General features: G+C 64.1%; 17 protein-coding genes. 16 read left to right on the forward strand and 1 reads right to left on the reverse strand.

The genetic code is table 11. The annotated features are described in order from the left end of the window. From rpsG to ASF72_RS21200, 5 genes are all read left to right on the forward strand, one after another. Positions 1 to 471, forward strand: a complete 471-nt coding sequence (gene rpsG / locus ASF72_RS04540) for a 30S ribosomal protein S7 (RefSeq protein WP_026531948.1) — start codon at positions 1 to 3, stop codon at positions 469 to 471. Between the two features lie 69 nt (positions 472 to 540). Then, entirely contained in the window at positions 541 to 2655 is a 2115-nt protein-coding gene (fusA, locus tag ASF72_RS04545) for an elongation factor G (RefSeq protein WP_050684399.1), read from the forward strand. 247 nt (positions 2656 to 2902) lie between these two features. Further along, positions 2903 to 4093, forward strand: a complete 1191-nt coding sequence (gene tuf / locus ASF72_RS04550; protein WP_050684398.1) for an elongation factor Tu — start codon at positions 2903 to 2905, stop codon at positions 4091 to 4093. A 148-nt stretch (positions 4094 to 4241) separates the two neighbouring features. Next, positions 4242 to 8357 carry a hypothetical protein gene (locus ASF72_RS04555; RefSeq protein ID WP_056597444.1) on the forward strand — a complete coding sequence of 1372 codons (4116 nt, stop codon included), beginning with the start codon at positions 4242 to 4244 and terminating at the stop codon, positions 8355 to 8357. A gap of 29 nt (positions 8358 to 8386) precedes the next feature. Continuing rightward, the gene (locus tag ASF72_RS21200) at positions 8387 to 8512 is read left to right on the forward strand and encodes a hypothetical protein (RefSeq protein WP_268760258.1); all 126 of its coding nucleotides are present in this window, start codon (positions 8387 to 8389) and stop codon (positions 8510 to 8512) included. A gap of 21 nt (positions 8513 to 8533) precedes the next feature. Here ASF72_RS21200 and ASF72_RS04560 read toward each other — a convergent pair whose 3' ends face one another. After that, a complete protein-coding gene (locus tag ASF72_RS04560) occupies positions 8534 to 9958 on the reverse strand; it encodes a GH1 family beta-glucosidase (protein WP_056596985.1) in 1425 nt (474 codons plus the stop codon). 397 nt (positions 9959 to 10355) lie between these two features. On the opposite strand from ASF72_RS04560, the gene rpsJ reads away from it, so the two are divergent. The 11 genes from rpsJ to rpsQ are packed head-to-tail and all read left to right on the forward strand — an operon-like array spanning position 10356 to position 15711. Beyond that, positions 10356 to 10664, forward strand: coding sequence for a 30S ribosomal protein S10 (gene rpsJ, locus ASF72_RS04565; RefSeq protein WP_003803825.1), 309 nt, complete (start codon positions 10356 to 10358; stop codon positions 10662 to 10664). A 17-nt stretch (positions 10665 to 10681) separates the two neighbouring features. Continuing rightward, on the forward strand, positions 10682 to 11332 hold the full coding sequence (gene rplC, locus ASF72_RS04570) for a 50S ribosomal protein L3 (RefSeq protein WP_050684396.1): 651 nt from the start codon (positions 10682 to 10684) through the stop codon (positions 11330 to 11332). 4 nt (positions 11333 to 11336) lie between these two features. Continuing rightward, positions 11337 to 11960 carry a 50S ribosomal protein L4 gene (rplD, locus tag ASF72_RS04575; protein ID WP_050684395.1) on the forward strand — a complete coding sequence of 208 codons (624 nt, stop codon included), beginning with the start codon at positions 11337 to 11339 and terminating at the stop codon, positions 11958 to 11960. Further along, on the forward strand, positions 11957 to 12262 hold the full coding sequence (gene rplW / locus ASF72_RS04580) for a 50S ribosomal protein L23 (protein WP_018773664.1): 306 nt from the start codon (positions 11957 to 11959) through the stop codon (positions 12260 to 12262). Before rplD ends, rplW begins: the two co-directional genes overlap by 4 nt. A 29-nt stretch (positions 12263 to 12291) precedes the next feature. Continuing rightward, complete coding sequence (gene rplB / locus ASF72_RS04585; RefSeq protein ID WP_050684394.1) at positions 12292 to 13131, forward strand: 50S ribosomal protein L2; 840 nt, start codon at positions 12292 to 12294, stop codon at positions 13129 to 13131. A gap of 12 nt (positions 13132 to 13143) precedes the next feature. Beyond that, positions 13144 to 13425 carry a 30S ribosomal protein S19 gene (rpsS, locus tag ASF72_RS04590; protein ID WP_003803803.1) on the forward strand — a complete coding sequence of 94 codons (282 nt, stop codon included), beginning with the start codon at positions 13144 to 13146 and terminating at the stop codon, positions 13423 to 13425. Between the two features lie 38 nt (positions 13426 to 13463). Next, positions 13464 to 13829, forward strand: a complete 366-nt coding sequence (gene rplV, locus ASF72_RS04595; RefSeq protein ID WP_009358304.1) for a 50S ribosomal protein L22 — start codon at positions 13464 to 13466, stop codon at positions 13827 to 13829. Beyond that, positions 13830 to 14660 (forward strand): 30S ribosomal protein S3, encoded by an 831-nt coding sequence (gene rpsC / locus ASF72_RS04600; protein ID WP_050684393.1) that lies wholly within the window; start codon positions 13830 to 13832, stop codon positions 14658 to 14660. Continuing rightward, a complete protein-coding gene (gene rplP, locus ASF72_RS04605; protein ID WP_013601829.1) occupies positions 14661 to 15077 on the forward strand; it encodes a 50S ribosomal protein L16 in 417 nt (138 codons plus the stop codon). Between the two features lie 2 nt (positions 15078 to 15079). Continuing rightward, positions 15080 to 15409 (forward strand): 50S ribosomal protein L29, encoded by a 330-nt coding sequence (gene rpmC / locus ASF72_RS21215; protein ID WP_050684392.1) that lies wholly within the window; start codon positions 15080 to 15082, stop codon positions 15407 to 15409. Beyond that, a complete protein-coding gene (gene rpsQ, locus ASF72_RS04615; protein ID WP_050684391.1) occupies positions 15406 to 15711 on the forward strand; it encodes a 30S ribosomal protein S17 in 306 nt (101 codons plus the stop codon). Before rpmC ends, rpsQ begins: the two co-directional genes overlap by 4 nt. Positions 15712 to 15772: the final 61 nt, after the last annotated feature.

Here is a 15772-nt window from a genome sequence, read left to right on the forward strand (position 1 = left end):
ATGCCTCGCAAGGGTCCGGCCCCCAAGCGGCCGCTCGTACTAGATCCCGTTTACGGCTCCCCGCTGGTTACCCAGCTCATCAACAAGGTGCTCGTTGACGGCAAGAAGTCCACGGCAGAGCGCATCGTCTACGGTGCACTCGAAGGCGCACGCGCCAAGTCCGGTGGCGACCCCGTAGCAGCCCTCAAGAAGGCCATGGACAACGTCAAGCCTTCACTCGAGGTCCGCTCACGCCGCGTCGGTGGCGCAACGTACCAGGTTCCGGTTGAGGTCAAGCCGGGCCGCTCCACCGCACTCGCCCTGCGTTGGCTGGTTGGCTACTCCAAGGCCCGCCGCGAAAAGACGATGACCGAGCGCCTCCAGAACGAAATCCTGGATGCCTCGAACGGTCTCGGTGCCGCTGTGAAGCGCCGCGAAGATACCCACAAGATGGCCGAGTCCAACAAGGCCTTCGCCCACTACCGCTGGTAATACTTCCCGATCGCCGCCGGCTCAACCGAGCCGGCGGCGAACGTGCAGTCCATCCGAAAGGGAGACACCGTGGCACAGGACGTGCTTACCGACCTTAGTAAGGTCCGCAACATCGGCATCATGGCCCACATTGATGCCGGCAAGACCACCACCACCGAGCGCATCCTGTTTTACACGGGTGTGAACCACAAGATCGGCGAAACGCACGACGGCGCTTCGACGACTGACTGGATGGAACAGGAAAAGGAACGCGGCATCACCATCACGTCTGCCGCCGTGACCTGCTTCTGGGAAAACAACCAGATCAACATCATCGACACCCCCGGCCACGTTGACTTCACCGTTGAGGTTGAGCGCTCCCTGCGCGTCCTCGACGGCGCCGTTGCCGTCTTCGATGGCAAGGAAGGCGTGGAGCCGCAGTCCGAGACTGTTTGGCGCCAGGCCGACAAGTACAACGTCCCGCGTATCTGCTTCGTCAACAAGATGGACAAGCTGGGCGCTGACTTCTACTTCACCGTGGACACGATTGTTAACCGCCTCGGCGCCAAGCCGCTGGTTATGCAGCTGCCCATCGGTGCGGAGAACGACTTCATCGGCGTTGTTGACCTGCTCTACATGCGTGCCCTCGTATGGCCCGGCGACTCCAAGGGTGACGTCACCATGGGTGCCAAGTACGAGATCCAGGAGATCCCGGCTGACCTCCAGGCGAAGGCTGAAGAGTACCGCGCAGCACTCGTTGAAGCTGTTGCCGAGTCCTCCGAAGAACTCATGGAGAAGTACCTCGAAGGCGAAGAGATCTCGATTGACGAGCTCAAGGCCGGCATCCGCAAGATGACCATCAACTCCGAGCTGTACCCCGTGTTCTGTGGCTCCGCCTTCAAGAACCGTGGCGTCCAGCCGATGCTCGATGCTGTCATCGACTACCTGCCGAACCCGCTCGACGTCCCGCCGATGATCGGTCACGATCCCCGCGACGAAGAGAAGGAACTGACCCGCAAGCCGTCTTCCGAAGAGCCGTTCTCGGCCCTGGCGTTCAAGATTGCCGCGCACCCGTTCTTCGGCCAGCTCACCTTCGTCCGCGTGTACTCCGGTCACGTGGAAGCAGGCGCCCAGGTGGTCAACTCCACCAAGGGCAAGAAGGAGCGCATCGGCAAGCTGTTCCAGATGCACGCCAACAAGGAAATGCCCGTTGATGGCGCTACCGCCGGCCACATCTACGCAGCGATCGGCTTGAAGGACACCACCACGGGTGACACCCTGTGTGATTCCGCCAACCAGATCGTCCTCGAGTCCATGAGCTTCCCGGAGCCCGTGATCTCGGTTGCCATCGAGCCCAACACCAAGGGTGACCAGGAGAAGCTCTCCACGGCCATCCAGAAGCTCTCCGCCGAGGACCCCACCTTCCAGGTGTCCCTCAACGAAGACACGGGCCAGACCATCATCGCCGGCATGGGCGAGCTCCACCTGGACATCCTGGTGGACCGCATGCGCCGCGAATTCAAGGTCGAGGCAAACGTTGGCAAGCCGCAGGTTGCCTACCGCGAAACCATCAAGAATGTTGTTGCGCGTCACGACTACACGCACAAGAAGCAGACCGGTGGTTCGGGCCAGTTCGCAAAGATCCAGATCGCCATCGGGCCCCTGGATACTTCCGAAGGCGAGCTGTACGAGTTCGAGAACAAGGTGACCGGTGGACGTATTCCTCGCGAATACATTCCGTCCGTCGACGCCGGCATCCAGGATGCGCTGAACGACGGCGTCCTGGCCGGTTACCCGGTTGTTGGCATCAAGGCAACGCTGATTGACGGCGCTTACCACGATGTTGACTCCTCGGAAATGGCGTTCAAGATCGCCGGCCGGATGGCTTTCAAGGAAGCCGCCCGCAAGGCGAACCCTGTCCTGCTCGAACCGCTGATGGATGTCGAGGTCCGCACCCCTGAGGAATACATGGGTGAAGTTATCGGTGACCTCAACTCCCGCCGTGGCCAGATGCAGTCCATGGAAGATGCACAGGGTGTCAAGGTCATCCGTGCGCACGTCCCGCTGTCCGGCATGTTCGGCTACATCGGTGACCTGCGTTCAAAGACCCAGGGCCGCGCTGTGTACTCCATGACGTTCCACAGCTACGCCGAGGTCCCGAAGGCATTCGCCGACGAGATCATCCAGAAGAACCGCGGCGAATAGTCCTCCGGGACAAGACGCAGCAAACAAACTCGGATGTGCTTCCGCCAGCGGAAAGTACAGCCGGTGCAGGTGGCCGGAAGGTCCCGGCCGCTCCGGCCATCTGCACGAACAGGCTCTAGGGACTAGTATTAGTTCCTGAATCTGCAATTTCACCAATCCAAAGCCCCCCAAGTAGACTTACCTGAGTTTCTGCCGCGATCAGCGCGGTTGAAGGGTAAGTCATTTGAAAACGTTCTAGGAGGAACCTGTGGCAAAGGCAAAGTTCGAGCGGACTAAGCCGCACGTTAACATCGGCACCATTGGTCACGTTGACCACGGTAAGACGACGTTGACGGCCGCCATTTCCAAGGTGCTGTACGACAAGTACCCGACTCTCAACGAGCAGCGCGACTTCGCGTCGATTGACTCTGCTCCCGAAGAGCGTCAGCGCGGCATTACCATCAACATCTCCCACGTTGAATACCAGACCGAAAAGCGCCACTACGCACACGTAGACGCTCCGGGTCACGCTGACTACATCAAGAACATGATCACCGGTGCTGCACAGATGGACGGTGCAATCCTCGTGGTTGCCGCCACTGACGGCCCGATGGCTCAGACCCGCGAGCACGTCCTGCTCGCCCGCCAGGTTGGCGTTCCCTACCTGCTGGTTGCTCTGAACAAGTCGGACATGGTTGACGACGAAGAACTGCTGGACCTCGTTGAAATGGAAGTTCGTGAGCTGCTTTCCGCTCAGGGCTTCGATGGCGACGACGCTCCCGTTGTTCGCGTTTCCGGCCTGAAGGCACTCGAAGGCGACCCCGTTTGGGTCAAGTCCGTCGAGGACCTCATGGAAGCCGTTGACGAGTCCGTTCCGGACCCCGTACGTGACCGTGACAAGCCGTTCCTCATGCCTATCGAGGACGTCTTCACCATCACCGGCCGTGGCACCGTTGTTACGGGCCGCGCCGAGCGTGGCACCCTCGCCATCAACTCCGAGGTCGAGATCGTCGGCATCCGTCCGGTCCAGAAGACCACGGTTACCGGTATCGAGATGTTCCACAAGCAGCTCGACGAAGCATGGGCCGGCGAGAACTGTGGCCTCCTGCTCCGCGGTCTGAAGCGCGACGATGTCGAGCGTGGCCAGGTTGTCGTCAAGCCGGGTTCCATCACCCCGCACACCGACTTCGAAGCCAACGTCTACATCCTCTCCAAGGACGAAGGCGGGCGTCACAACCCGTTCTACTCCAACTACCGCCCGCAGTTCTACTTCCGCACCACGGACGTAACCGGCGTTATCACCCTGCCCGAGGGCACGGAAATGGTTATGCCCGGCGATAACACTGAGATGACCGTTGCGCTCATCCAGCCCATCGCCATGGAAGAGGGCCTCGGCTTCGCTATCCGCGAAGGCGGCCGCACCGTTGGTTCAGGACGCGTTACCAAGATCAACAAGTAGTCTTTGCTGATTACTGGCCGGAAGGGCTTATGGCCCGGATGACCGCTGGGAAACCCCGCTGCTGTGCAGCGGGGTTTTCCTTTGCTACTATTTATCCAGTCATTGGATAAATAGTAGCGCCACAACGCTGCCCGGAAAGGCCATGGACATGACGGACGAATCCTACGAGGCCGGATACCGGGCCGGACACCTGCAGGGCTGGCTCGATGCCATGGCCAGGGTGGCCGCGGAACCACCGGCGCCAGCATCGTCAACAGCCAGGCCGACGCCGGTGGCCCCGCGTGCTGAGCCACTGGGACCGCCTGCCGTCCCTACTCCGCCGCTGGCACCTGTGCAGGAAGTGTTTGGGGCGGCGCAGAAACCGTGGGCGCCCACCCGGCAGCCCCTGCTGCAACCGGCACTGTTGCAGCCGGCCCGGCAGCAGCTGGCCGAACCCGCCCACGCCACACCCGCGCAGCCGCTTGCCGTTCCGCCGTCGGTCCCTATGCATGGAACTGCCGTGCCCGTAGAAACCGAAGCCGAGCGCCAGGCGCGGCGGGCCCGCCGCGACCGGCAGAACATCAACATCACGCTTTACGTGGCCAGCCTGCTCCTGGTGGCTGCGGCTGCCCTCTTTATTGGTACCGGCCTGCCGCCCATGCTCCGGTTCGCCGGAGTCTGCGCCGTGGCCGCAGCCTTCTACGTCGCGGGATTTGTCCTGCATGCCAAAGTGGCACGGCTCAAACCTGCGGCGGTCGCCTTTACCGGCACGGGGCTGGCGCTGGTGCCGGTGACCGGGCTGGCGATGTACAACTTCGTCTGGAGCGACGGCCCGGCGGCCTGGCTCGTCACCTCCCTGGTGGGAACGGCCGCCTACGTTGCGGCGTCGGTGCGGCTGGAGAGCAGGGTTCTGGCCTACCTTTCGCTGACGTTCCTGATCTCGACGGCCTGGTCCGGCACCGCTGTGCTCGGCGCAGCCCTGGTCTGGTACTTTGTGGTCCTCATCGCGGTGTCCATTGGCTTTACCGTGCTCTCCCTGGGCAGGCCCGGCTGGCTCCCGCCGCTGTATGTGCAGCCCCTGGCCGTCCTGCATCCGGTGCTGGTTCCGGCCGTGGCACTGGTTGTCACCTGCATCCCGGGCCTGATCTCCGCGTCCGAATACGCGGGGGTCATCGGACTGTGCGGTGTGTACTTCGTCGGCATTGCAGCCGTCCGCAGCAGCACGCAACGGGTCCTGCACTACTTCGCCGCTCGGGCAGCCCTGACAGCGGGGTTGTCCGTGGGCGTCGCGGAGCTGACCGGGCACGGCCGTGACGGTCTGCTGGCGGCGGTTGTCCTTCTGGCGGCCCAGTCCATCGCGGTGGCGTACGGCATGCCGGTCCTCGCGAAGTGGTTCCCCTCCGCCCCTGTGACGGACGAAGAGCGACAGGTCCAGCCACAGATCCAGGCCCAACCGCAGGTTCCGCCCCGGGTCCGGGGCAGGTGGCGCTTTGATGCACTGGGAACCTTTGCCGTCCAGGTACTGGCCACAGGCATCTTTGCCGTGGCCGTGGAGTTTTCCCGGCAGGGCCAGGGCGGCGTCCCGCTTTGGGTCCCGGTGCTTATCCTCCTCGCCACCAGCATGGTAATCGCTGCCAGGCTGGGCGGCAGGGCCGAATATGCCCCCTATGCCGCCCTGCTGCTGGCAGGACTGGCCGCGCCCGTTATGGGGGCGTGGCCGCTGGCCTTGATGCTGCTCCTGGCCGGCGCCGGCTGGCTGGCCAGAATGCGCCCGGGAATCGCGACGCCGGCAACTGTCCCGTTGCTGCTGTTCAACGCCAGGTTGGCACTCACCGCCGCCGCACCCGCTGTTGCAGCCGCCGTCACGGATGGCAGCGCGCAACGGCCTGCCATCCTGGCGGCACTCCTCGTTGCCGTGGTCCTCCAGCAGCTGCTGTCGGTATGGGTGATGGTCCGGAGCCGGCCCGCGCTGGCGCCGGAGGCAACGTTGATGGGCTTTGTACTCGCCGGAGTTGCCTGCAGTGTTGTGCTGGCCTGGACGGAGCCGGCGCCGCTGGCCACCGCGGGCCTGTTCCTGCAGCTGGCGGCTGCGGTGGCCGTGGGCCTGTTCCTGCTGCCGCGGAACCCATCGGCCGGCCGGTGGAGCGCAAGCGTGGGGGAGGTGCTGCCCCCGGCGGCAGCCGCCGTGCTGGTTCTGACCGCCTTCAGTGAGCTCCCCGACGCCGTGGCCAACGCTGCGTTGCTCCTGCTGACCGCCTACTTCCTGGTCGCCGCACGCCGGCTGCCGGGACGTGGGCACCGCTGGACCTATTGGTGGCTGGCGCGTGCCGCCGGTACCGTCCTGGTCCTGACGGGCCTGGCCCAGTACGCGCCCGGCGCGGTCCAGCCGGCCGTTGTCCTGGTCCTCGTCCTGGCGGCGCAGCTGGTGTTCCCGCTGGGTGCCGCCATCCTCGGCCGGGCGCCCCGTGGCGTCCTTGCAGACACTGGAGCGGTGGTGTTCCTGCAGTTGGCAGCCAGTGCCATGCTGGCGCCGGCGCTGTCCACTGGAACCTGGCACAACACGGCGGTCCTTGCCGCCACTGCGCTGTCTGCTGCCGCCGCCGGGTACGTGCTCCGCGAACGCCGGGCCGCCGTCGTTATTGCCCCTGCCGCGGTTGTGGCCCTTGCCGTGCTTTCCGCCGGGAATCCCGCCTACGCGGAAATCCTCCTCGCCGTCTTTGGCGTGTTCGCTGCGGCCATGGTGGTGGCAGCGCCCCAGCCTGTCCGCAAGGGCTGGTACTTTGTTGCCGCCAGGGTGTCTGCTGCGGCGCTGGCCGTGGTGTTCAGTTACGACGCCGGCGCCTCGCCCACCGCAGTCTCCCTCACGTTCGCGGGGGTCCTGGCAGCCCAGCACGGGGTGCGCTGGGCGATGCGGCACCGCCTGGCGGCCGTTCCGTTCCAGCAGGCCGCGGTGTGGATCACCCTGGCCGGGCAGGCCATCCTGCCCGTGGTTTTCTCGCTGCGGAACGTTTCCGGTCCCGGGGCGGCCGACGCCGGACGGTGGGTTGTGCTCCTGGAACTGGCACTGCTGCTGGTTTCCGCGGTGGTGGCCAGCCGGCTGTTCGCGGCCCGCGGCGCACTCTACTTCGGAGTCTTCGCGCTGCTGGCCCTGGCCCTTTCGCTGGGACCGGTTGTCCGCCTGACGCCGCCGCCGTTCCTGACGTATACGGGCACGCTGCTGGTCCTGATGGGCCTGGCGGTTGCGGCGTGCGCCGCAGGGGTGTGGCGGCGCGGGCGCCCGCAGGAGTCCGCGGCCGATCGCTGGCTTTGGGTTGCAGCTGCCGGCGCCTTCGCGGTGACGGCCCTGTCCGTGTCGCCCCTGGCCATGGACTGGGCGCCCGGCGCCGCTGTGCTGGTGGTCGCGGCAACCTGTTTCACTGTCTCCCACGTGGAGCGGATCCCAGTCCTGTATCCGGTGGCTGCGGCAGCGGTGCTGGCCGGAGCCGGCCTGCTGTCGCTGGCCGTTTTCCCGCCCCCGGTTGGCGTGTGGGGAAGCTACTGGCCGTGGCTTGCCGGAACGGGCCTGGCTGCTGTGGGCCTTTACGGGGCCCGCTGGCTCCCGGGTGTGCTTTCGGCGCTGGACCCGGTCCGCCGTTGGTCCCTCGTGGGCGGCGCCCTGGTGGGCCTCGCCGGCGTTGCGGCCCAGGGGCTGCGTGCCGACGCGACATCCTGGACCGGCGCAGCTGTCCTGGCGGCAGGCGTCGGCATCACTGTGGTGGAGGTGCCGGCCAGATGGCGGCGGGCCACGGCGGAGCTGGGCGCGGTGGCAGTGCTGGCAGGCATCCAGCGGGCCTCGATCTTCAGCCTTGACACCCGCAGCTTCGCCGGGCTGCCCGACCTTTTCTGGGTGGTGCAGTGGTACGTGCTGCTGGGCGCCGCGGTGGCGGTGCTGCGGTACCTGGCGGGGCAGGCCGCCGTGGGCCGGACTGTTTTGTCAGTGGCGGCCGGGCTGCTGACATTGAGCGGGCTGGGCATAGTCTTCGGCGGCAACGGCGGCCAGCAGCTTTGGGTGCTGGTGCTCCTGGCGGGGCTGCTGCTGGCCGGGCTGGCTTTTGGTGAACGGCTGTTCGTGTGGTGGGGTGCCGCCGGGGTTGCCGCGTGCGTCCTGTGGGCCATGCGCCAGTACACGTTCGCGCTGCTGGCGCTGATCGCGGTCGGACTCATTGCCTTCGCTGTATGGCGCCTGAACCGCAGCACCGGTACCGGGCCTGAAGCAGGGGACGGAGCGTCGGGCAACGCCCCCTGATACTGTTGCAGCATCGAAGGGAGTTCATCATGGGATGGCTTATTTTCCTCATTGTCGCCGTTGCCGTAGTGGCAGGCGTGTTTTGGGCCAAAAAGCATTTCCGCCAGGAAATCGACCGGGCAAAGCGGATCAACCGGGCCAACAAAAACCAGTAACTGCCCCGCTGGAAGGCCGGTTCAGGCCTGCCGGGCCCGCGCCAGGGCCTGGTACCAATAGAACGACTGTTTGGGCGTCCGTTCCTGGGTGTCGAAGTCCACGTGGACCAGGCCGAAACGCTGCGAATAACCGGCAGCCCATTCGAAGTTGTCCATCAGCGTCCAGACGTAGTAGCCGCGGAGGTCCACACCCTCCGCGGATCCGCCCGGGGCCACGGCCGCCAGCGCCGCGCCCAGGTGATCGGCCAAATAACTGATCCGCTCGGTATCCTGCAGTGTGCCGGTCACGTTGGCGGGCTCCGGGAAGCTGGCACCGCCCTCCGTGATGAACACCGGGGGGAGCGAGGCGCCGTAGCGGTCACGGAAGTCCCGCAGCAGGATGCCCAGGTGCTGCGGCGCCACCGGCCAGCCAAAGCCGGTGCTCTTGTATTCGGGGTAGCCCACATCGTGGAAGGGCATCCTGGCCACCGCTTCCGGCAGGTCCGGCGGCCCGGCGGGCCCCCGCCCCAGGGCCACCCTGACCGGGAAATAGTAGTTCAGGCCGTAGAAGTCCAAGGGCTGATGGATGGTGCGCAGGTCGGCGTCGGAGACCCTGCCGAGGGACCGCAGCCACGGCCTGGCGTAGAACGGCAGGCGGGGATAGCGGCCCAACAGCACCGGATCGGCGTACATCCTGTTCATCAGCAGGTCATACATGTGGGCCACCAACCGGTCGCCGGGCTTGCCGCTGGCGGGCCGCACGGGAGCGTGGAGGTTGGTGATCCCCACATCGCCTGCGACGCCGGCGGCGCGGAGGGCCTGCACCCCCAGCCCGTGGGCCAGGAGTTGATGGTGGATGGCGGGCAGCGCATCAAAGAGGAGTGCGCGGCCCGGAGCATGGACGCCCAGGGCGTATCCGTTAAGCGTCACTGACAACGGTTCGTTCAGGGTGACCCATTGCGCCACGCGGTCGCCGAACCGGGCGGCGGCCGCCGCGGCATAATCGGCGAAACGGCCGGCGGTGTCTCGGTTGAGCCAGCCGCCGCTGTGCTCAAGCGGCAGGGGAGTGTCCCAGTGGTAGAGGGTGGCCATGGGCGAGATACCTGCCGCGAGGAGGCTGTCGATCAGGCGGTCGTAGAAATCCAGGCCTTCAGCGTTGAAGCCGCCGCGGCCATCAGGCTGGATCCGGGGCCAGGACAGCGAAAACCGGTACGAGTCCACGCCGAGGTCCTGGAGCAGGGCAACGTCCTGGGGAAGGCGGTTGTAGTGGTCGCAGGCCACTGCCGGGGAATCGCCCGCAACGATGGCGCCGGGCTTCTCCGCGAACGCATCCCAGCCGGACGGGCCACGGCCGTCAGCACTCAGGGAGCCCTCGATCTGGAACGCCGCCGCCGCCACTCCCAACGTGAACGACGGCGGGATGCGGCCTGCGAGCTCCGTCGCCGATTCCGTGCTTTCGAGCGTCATGGACCAATCATCCACACGGACCCAGTGCAGGGCAATGGGCCGCGCAGGGGGCCGGTAAGGCCCGATTCGCATCTGGCGCCCGTTTCCGGCATACTAGATGAGTTGTTCAAGCGCTTCTTCGTGTCCCGATCCGGATAATGCCGGGTGCCAGGGTCCAGGTGGAAGCCCAAACATAACCCACCCCCATGGAATTGCGGATTTGTATGCGTCCAAAGCGCGACACGCCCGACCGCGGGGGTCGGTTACGCCGGCAAGGTGAGGAACCCGGATTCGTCCGGATTCAGTTTGTGCGGCGGGTGGTGGTTACGACTTTGAATGCTTCGGCAGCCACACAACGGGTAAGTGAACAGAGCAGCCCCAATCAGGGGAAGCACAGACTGAAAGAGAGTCAGGCGACATGGCGGGACAAAAAATCCGCATCCGGCTGAAGTCATACGACCACGAGGTCATTGACGTTTCAGCACGGAAGATCGTTGAGACGGTCACGCGCGCAGGCGCAACGGTTGTTGGCCCCGTGCCGCTTCCGACGGAGAAGAACGTGTACTGCGTTATCCGCTCTCCGCACAAGTACAAAGACAGCCGCGAGCACTTTGAAATGCGCACGCACAAGCGTCTTATCGACATCATCGATCCCACGCCCAAGGCTGTCGACTCGCTTATGCGCCTCGACCTGCCGGCCGACGTGAACATCGAAATCAAGCTGTAGGGAGGTGCTGAGAGACTATGACCGCAACCCGTAACGTAAAGGGCCTGCTGGGCACGAAGCTCGGCATGACCCAGGTCTGGGACGAGAACAACAAGCTCATCCCCGTCACTGTGGTCCAGGCAGACTCAAACGTCATCACCCAGCTGCGCAACGCAGAAGTTGATGGCTACGTCGCCGTTCAGATCGGCTACGGCCAGATCGATCCCCGCAAGGTCACCAAGCCGCTGGCTGGTCACTTTGAAAAGGCAGGCGTCACGCCTCGCCGCCACGTCGTCGAACTCCGTACCGCAGATGCTGCTGAGTACGCGCTTGGCCAGGAGCTCTCAGTAGAGGTCTTCGAAGCCGGACAGAAGATCGACGTCATCGGCACCACCAAGGGTAAGGGCTTCGCCGGTGTTATGAAGCGTCACGGCTTCCACGGCGTTGGAGCTTCCCACGGTGCCCACAAGAACCACCGTAAGCCCGGTTCAATCGGTGGCGCATCCACCCCGAGCCGCGTCTTCAAGGGCATGAAAATGGCCGGCCGCATGGGCGCCGTGCGTCACACCACTCTGAACCTCACGGTTCACGGTGTTGACGCCGAGAAGTCGCTGCTCCTGATCAAGGGCGCCGTTCCCGGCGCCCGCGGCCAGGTCGTCTTCGTACGCACCGCCGTGAAGGGAGCCTAGTTCAATGGCTAACACTGTCCAGGTTGACCTGCCTGCAGAGATCTTCGACGTACAGACCAACGTGCCGCTGCTGCACCAGGTCGTCGTCGCACAGCTCGCTGCTGCTCGCCAGGGTACCCACAAGACCAAGACCCGCGCTGAAGTTTCCGGTGCAGGACGCAAGCCGTTCAAGCAGAAGGGCACCGGCCGCGCCCGTCAGGGTTCAATCCGTGCTCCGCACATGACCGGCGGTGGCGTTGTCCACGGTCCCACACCGCGTGACTACAGCCAGCGCACCCCCAAGAAGATGATTGCTGCTGCACTGCGCGGCGCACTCTCCGACCGGGCACGCAACAGCCGTATCCACGTTGTCGCTGAACTGGTTGAAGGCACCAAGCCTTCCGCCAAGTCCGCTTTGGCAGCACTGCGCGGCGTTTCCGAGCGCAAAAACCTGCTGGTTGTCATCGAGCGCGCCAACGACGTTGCTGCACTTTCCGTGCGCAACCTCGAAGGTGTTCACGTTCTGTACGCAGACCAGCTGAACACCTACGACGTTCTCGTCTCCGATGACGTTGTCTTCACCAAGGCTGCTTACGACGCATTCGTTGCCGACAAGGCAGTGGCAAAGAACGAGGAGGATGCCAAGTGAGTGCAGCCACCATCAAGGATCCCCGCGACGTAGTGCTTGCACCCGTCGTGTCGGAAAAGAGCTACGGCCTGATCGATGAGGGAAAGTACACCTTCCTGGTGGACCCCCGCTCGAACAAGACCGAGATCAAGCTGGCCGTGGAGAAAATCTTCTCCGTCAAGGTCGAATCGATCAACACCATCAACCGTGCCGGTAAGCGCAAGCGCACCAAATTCGGATGGGGTACCCGCAAGAACACCAAGCGTGCAATTGTGAGCCTCAAAGAAGGCACTATCGACATCTTCGGCGGTCCGCTTTCGTAGCGGAGACCACTTTAACGAGGAAATAAATTATGGGAATCCGTAAATACAAGCCGACTACCCCGGGCCGTCGTGGCTCGAGCGTAGCGGACTTCACCGAAATCACGCGGTCAACGCCGGAAAAGTCGTTGGTACGTCCCCTCCCGAAAAAGGGCGGCCGTAACAACACCGGTAAGATCACCACCCGTCACAAGGGTGGTGGCCACAAGCGCCAGTACCGTCTGATCGACTTCCGTCGCCACGACAAGGACGGCGTCAACGCCCGCGTTGCCGAAATCGAGTACGATCCGAACCGCACGGCTCGCATCGCCCTCCTGCACTACGTTGATGGCACCAAGCGTTACATCATCGCCCCCAACAAGCTCTCCCAGGGTGACGTTGTTGAGGCAGGTGCCGGTGCTGACATCAAGCCCGGTAACAACCTGCCCCTCCTCAACATCCCGGTGGGTACCGTAATCCACGCAGTTGAACTGCGTCCGGGTGGCGGCGCCAAGATGGGCCGCTCCGCCGGCGCATCGATCCAGCTTGTTGCAAAGGAAGGCCGTTTCGCCCAGCTGCGTCTGCCTTCCGGCGAAATCCGCAACGTTGACGTGCGCTGCCGCGCAACCGTCGGCGAGGTCGGCAACGCCGAGCAGTCGAACATCAACTGGGGCAAGGCCGGCCGCATGCGCTGGAAGGGCGTCCGCCCGACCGTCCGTGGTGTCGCCATGAACCCGGTTGACCACCCGCACGGTGGTGGCGAGGGCAAGACGTCCGGTGGACGTAACCCCGTCAACCCGAACGGTAAGCGTGAAGGCCGCACCCGCCGCCCCAACAAAGAGAGCGACAAGCTTATTGTTCGTCGCCGTCGTACTGGCAAGAACAAGCGATAGGAGCCTGGACACATGCCACGCAGCCTGAAAAAAGGTCCTTTCGTTGACCAGCACCTCTTTGTGAAGGTAGCCAGGGAAAACGAAAAGGGCACCAAGAACGTCATCAAGACCTGGTCCCGCCGTTCGATGATCATCCCCGACATGCTCGGGCACACGATCGCCGTACACGACGGACGCAAGCACATCCCCGTGTTTGTCACTGAGTCGATGGTCGGGCACAAGCTCGGCGAATTCGCTCCCACGCGGACATTCCGCGGCCATGTCAAGGACGACCGTAAGGGCAAGCGCCGCTAGGCGCCTGCACTTACGTCAAAGACGAGAGAAGGAAAGCAATGGAAGCCAAGGCAATTGCGCGCCACATCCGCGTAACGCCTATGAAGGCCCGGCGCGTCGTCAACCTTGTTCGTGGTTTGCAAGCGAATGAGGCTCTGGCAATTCTGAAGTTTGCCCCCCAGGCAGCTTCGGAGCCGGTATTCAAGGTAGTACAGTCGGCAATCTCCAACGCCCGGGTCCTCGCGGACCGCGACGGCGTTGCGTTTGACGAAGGCGACCTCATCATCAGCGAGGCGTTTGTTGATGAAGGCCCGACCATGAAGCGGTTCCAGCCGCGTGCCCAGGGTCGTGCATTTCAGATCAAGAAGCGCACCAGCCACATCACCGTGGTTGTCGCTACCCCTGAGAAAGAGGAGGCTCGCTAAGTGGGACAGAAAGTAAACCCGCATGGGTTCCGACTCGGCATCACCACCGATCACGTATCGCACTGGTTCGCTGACAGCACCAAGGCCGGCCAGCGGTACAAGGACTTCGTTCGCGAAGACATCCGCATCCGCCAGCTGATGTCCACGGGCATGGAGCGCGCCGGTATCGCCAAGGTTGAGATCGAGCGCACCCGTGACCGTGTCCGCGTGGATATCCACACGGCACGTCCCGGCATCGTCATCGGCCGCCGTGGAGCCGAAGCAGACCGCATCCGCGGCGAGCTCGAGAAGCTCACCGGCAAGCAGGTCCAGCTGAACATCCTCGAGGTCAAGAACCCCGAGATGGAAGCCCAGCTTGTTGCCCAGGGTGTTGCAGAGCAGCTGACTTCACGTGTGGCTTTCCGCCGCGCGATGAAGAAGGCCATGCAGTCCGCACAGCGTGCCGGTGCCAAGGGCATCCGGATCGCCTGCTCGGGCCGCCTGGGTGGCGCTGAAATGTCCCGCTCGGAGTTCTACCGCGAAGGCCGTGTGCCCCTGCACACCCTCCGCGCGAACATCGACTATGGCTTCTACGAAGCCAAGACCACCTTCGGCCGCATTGGCGTGAAGGTCTGGATCTACAAGGGCGACGTCACTGCCAAGGAACTGGCCCAGCAGGCCGCTTCCGCACCGTCCCGCGGCCGCTCCGGCGACCGTCCGGGCCGTCCCGGTGGCGCTGACCGTGGTGACCGCCGCCGTCGTAACGACCGTCCGGCCGCCGACGCAGCTCCTGCTGCAGAGGCACCGGCAGTTGAGGCTGCACCCGCTGCAGTAGAAGGAGGACAGGCTTAAATGCTTATCCCACGTCGAGTCAAGCACCGTAAGCAGCACCACCCGGGTCGTTCCGGCGCTGCTACGGGCGGCACCAAGGTCTCCTTCGGTGAGTACGGCATCCAGGCCCTGAGCCCGGCATACGTCACCAACCGTCAGATCGAGTCTGCACGTATCGCGATGACCCGCCACATCAAGCGTGGCGGCAAGGTCTGGATCAACATCTACCCGGACCGTCCCCTCACCAAGAAGCCCGCCGAAACCCGCATGGGTTCCGGTAAGGGTTCACCGGAATGGTGGGTCGCAAACGTCAAGCCGGGCCGGGTTCTCTTTGAGATCTCCGGCGTCGAAGAATCGGTAGCACGCGAGGCCCTGCGCCTGGCAATCCACAAGCTCCCGTTGAAGGCACGCATTCTGCGTCGCGAAGGTGGTGAATAGAAATGTCAGTAGGATCCAAGGAACTGGCTCCCGCACAGCTGGACGGTTTCGACAACGAGCGTCTCGTCGAGGAACTCCGTAAGGCCAAGGAAGAGCTGTTCAACCTGCGTTTCCAGTCCGCCACCGGACAGCTGGAGAGCCACGGCCGGCTGCGCGCGGTAAAGAAGGACATCGCCCGCATCTACACCGTTCTCCGTGAGCGCGAGCTGGGCATCCGTGCCGAGGTTGCCGCACCGGTTGTGGAAGCCAAGGAAGAGAAGAAGTCCAAGAAGGCTGCAACCAAGAAGGCCGAGCCGGCTGAAACGGTTGAGACCGAGGAGGATGCCAAGTGAGTGAAAAGGACGAGAACGTGACCGAAACTGCTACTGCAGCCACGGCTGAGCAGCGCGGTCAGCGCAAGACGCGTCGCGGCTACGTGGTCTCTGACAAGATGGAAAAGACCATCGTTGTTCAGGTTGAAGACCGCGTGAAGCACGCTCTGTACGGCAAGGTCATCCGCCGTACCTCGAAGGTCAAGGCCCACGACGAAGAGAACACCGCCGGCATCGGCGACCTCGTAGTCATCGCCGAGACCCGCCCGCTGTCCGCCACGAAGAACTGGCGGCTCGTGGAGATCCTCGAGAAGGCCAAGTAGCTTCTGCTGCTTCGCTGGAAGCCCCCGCACCCTCCTGGGTGCGGGGGCTTTCCCGTTAGCC

It is taken from the genome of Arthrobacter sp. Leaf141, from assembly GCF_001424565.1.
Taxonomy (GTDB): domain Bacteria; phylum Actinomycetota; class Actinomycetes; order Actinomycetales; family Micrococcaceae; genus Arthrobacter.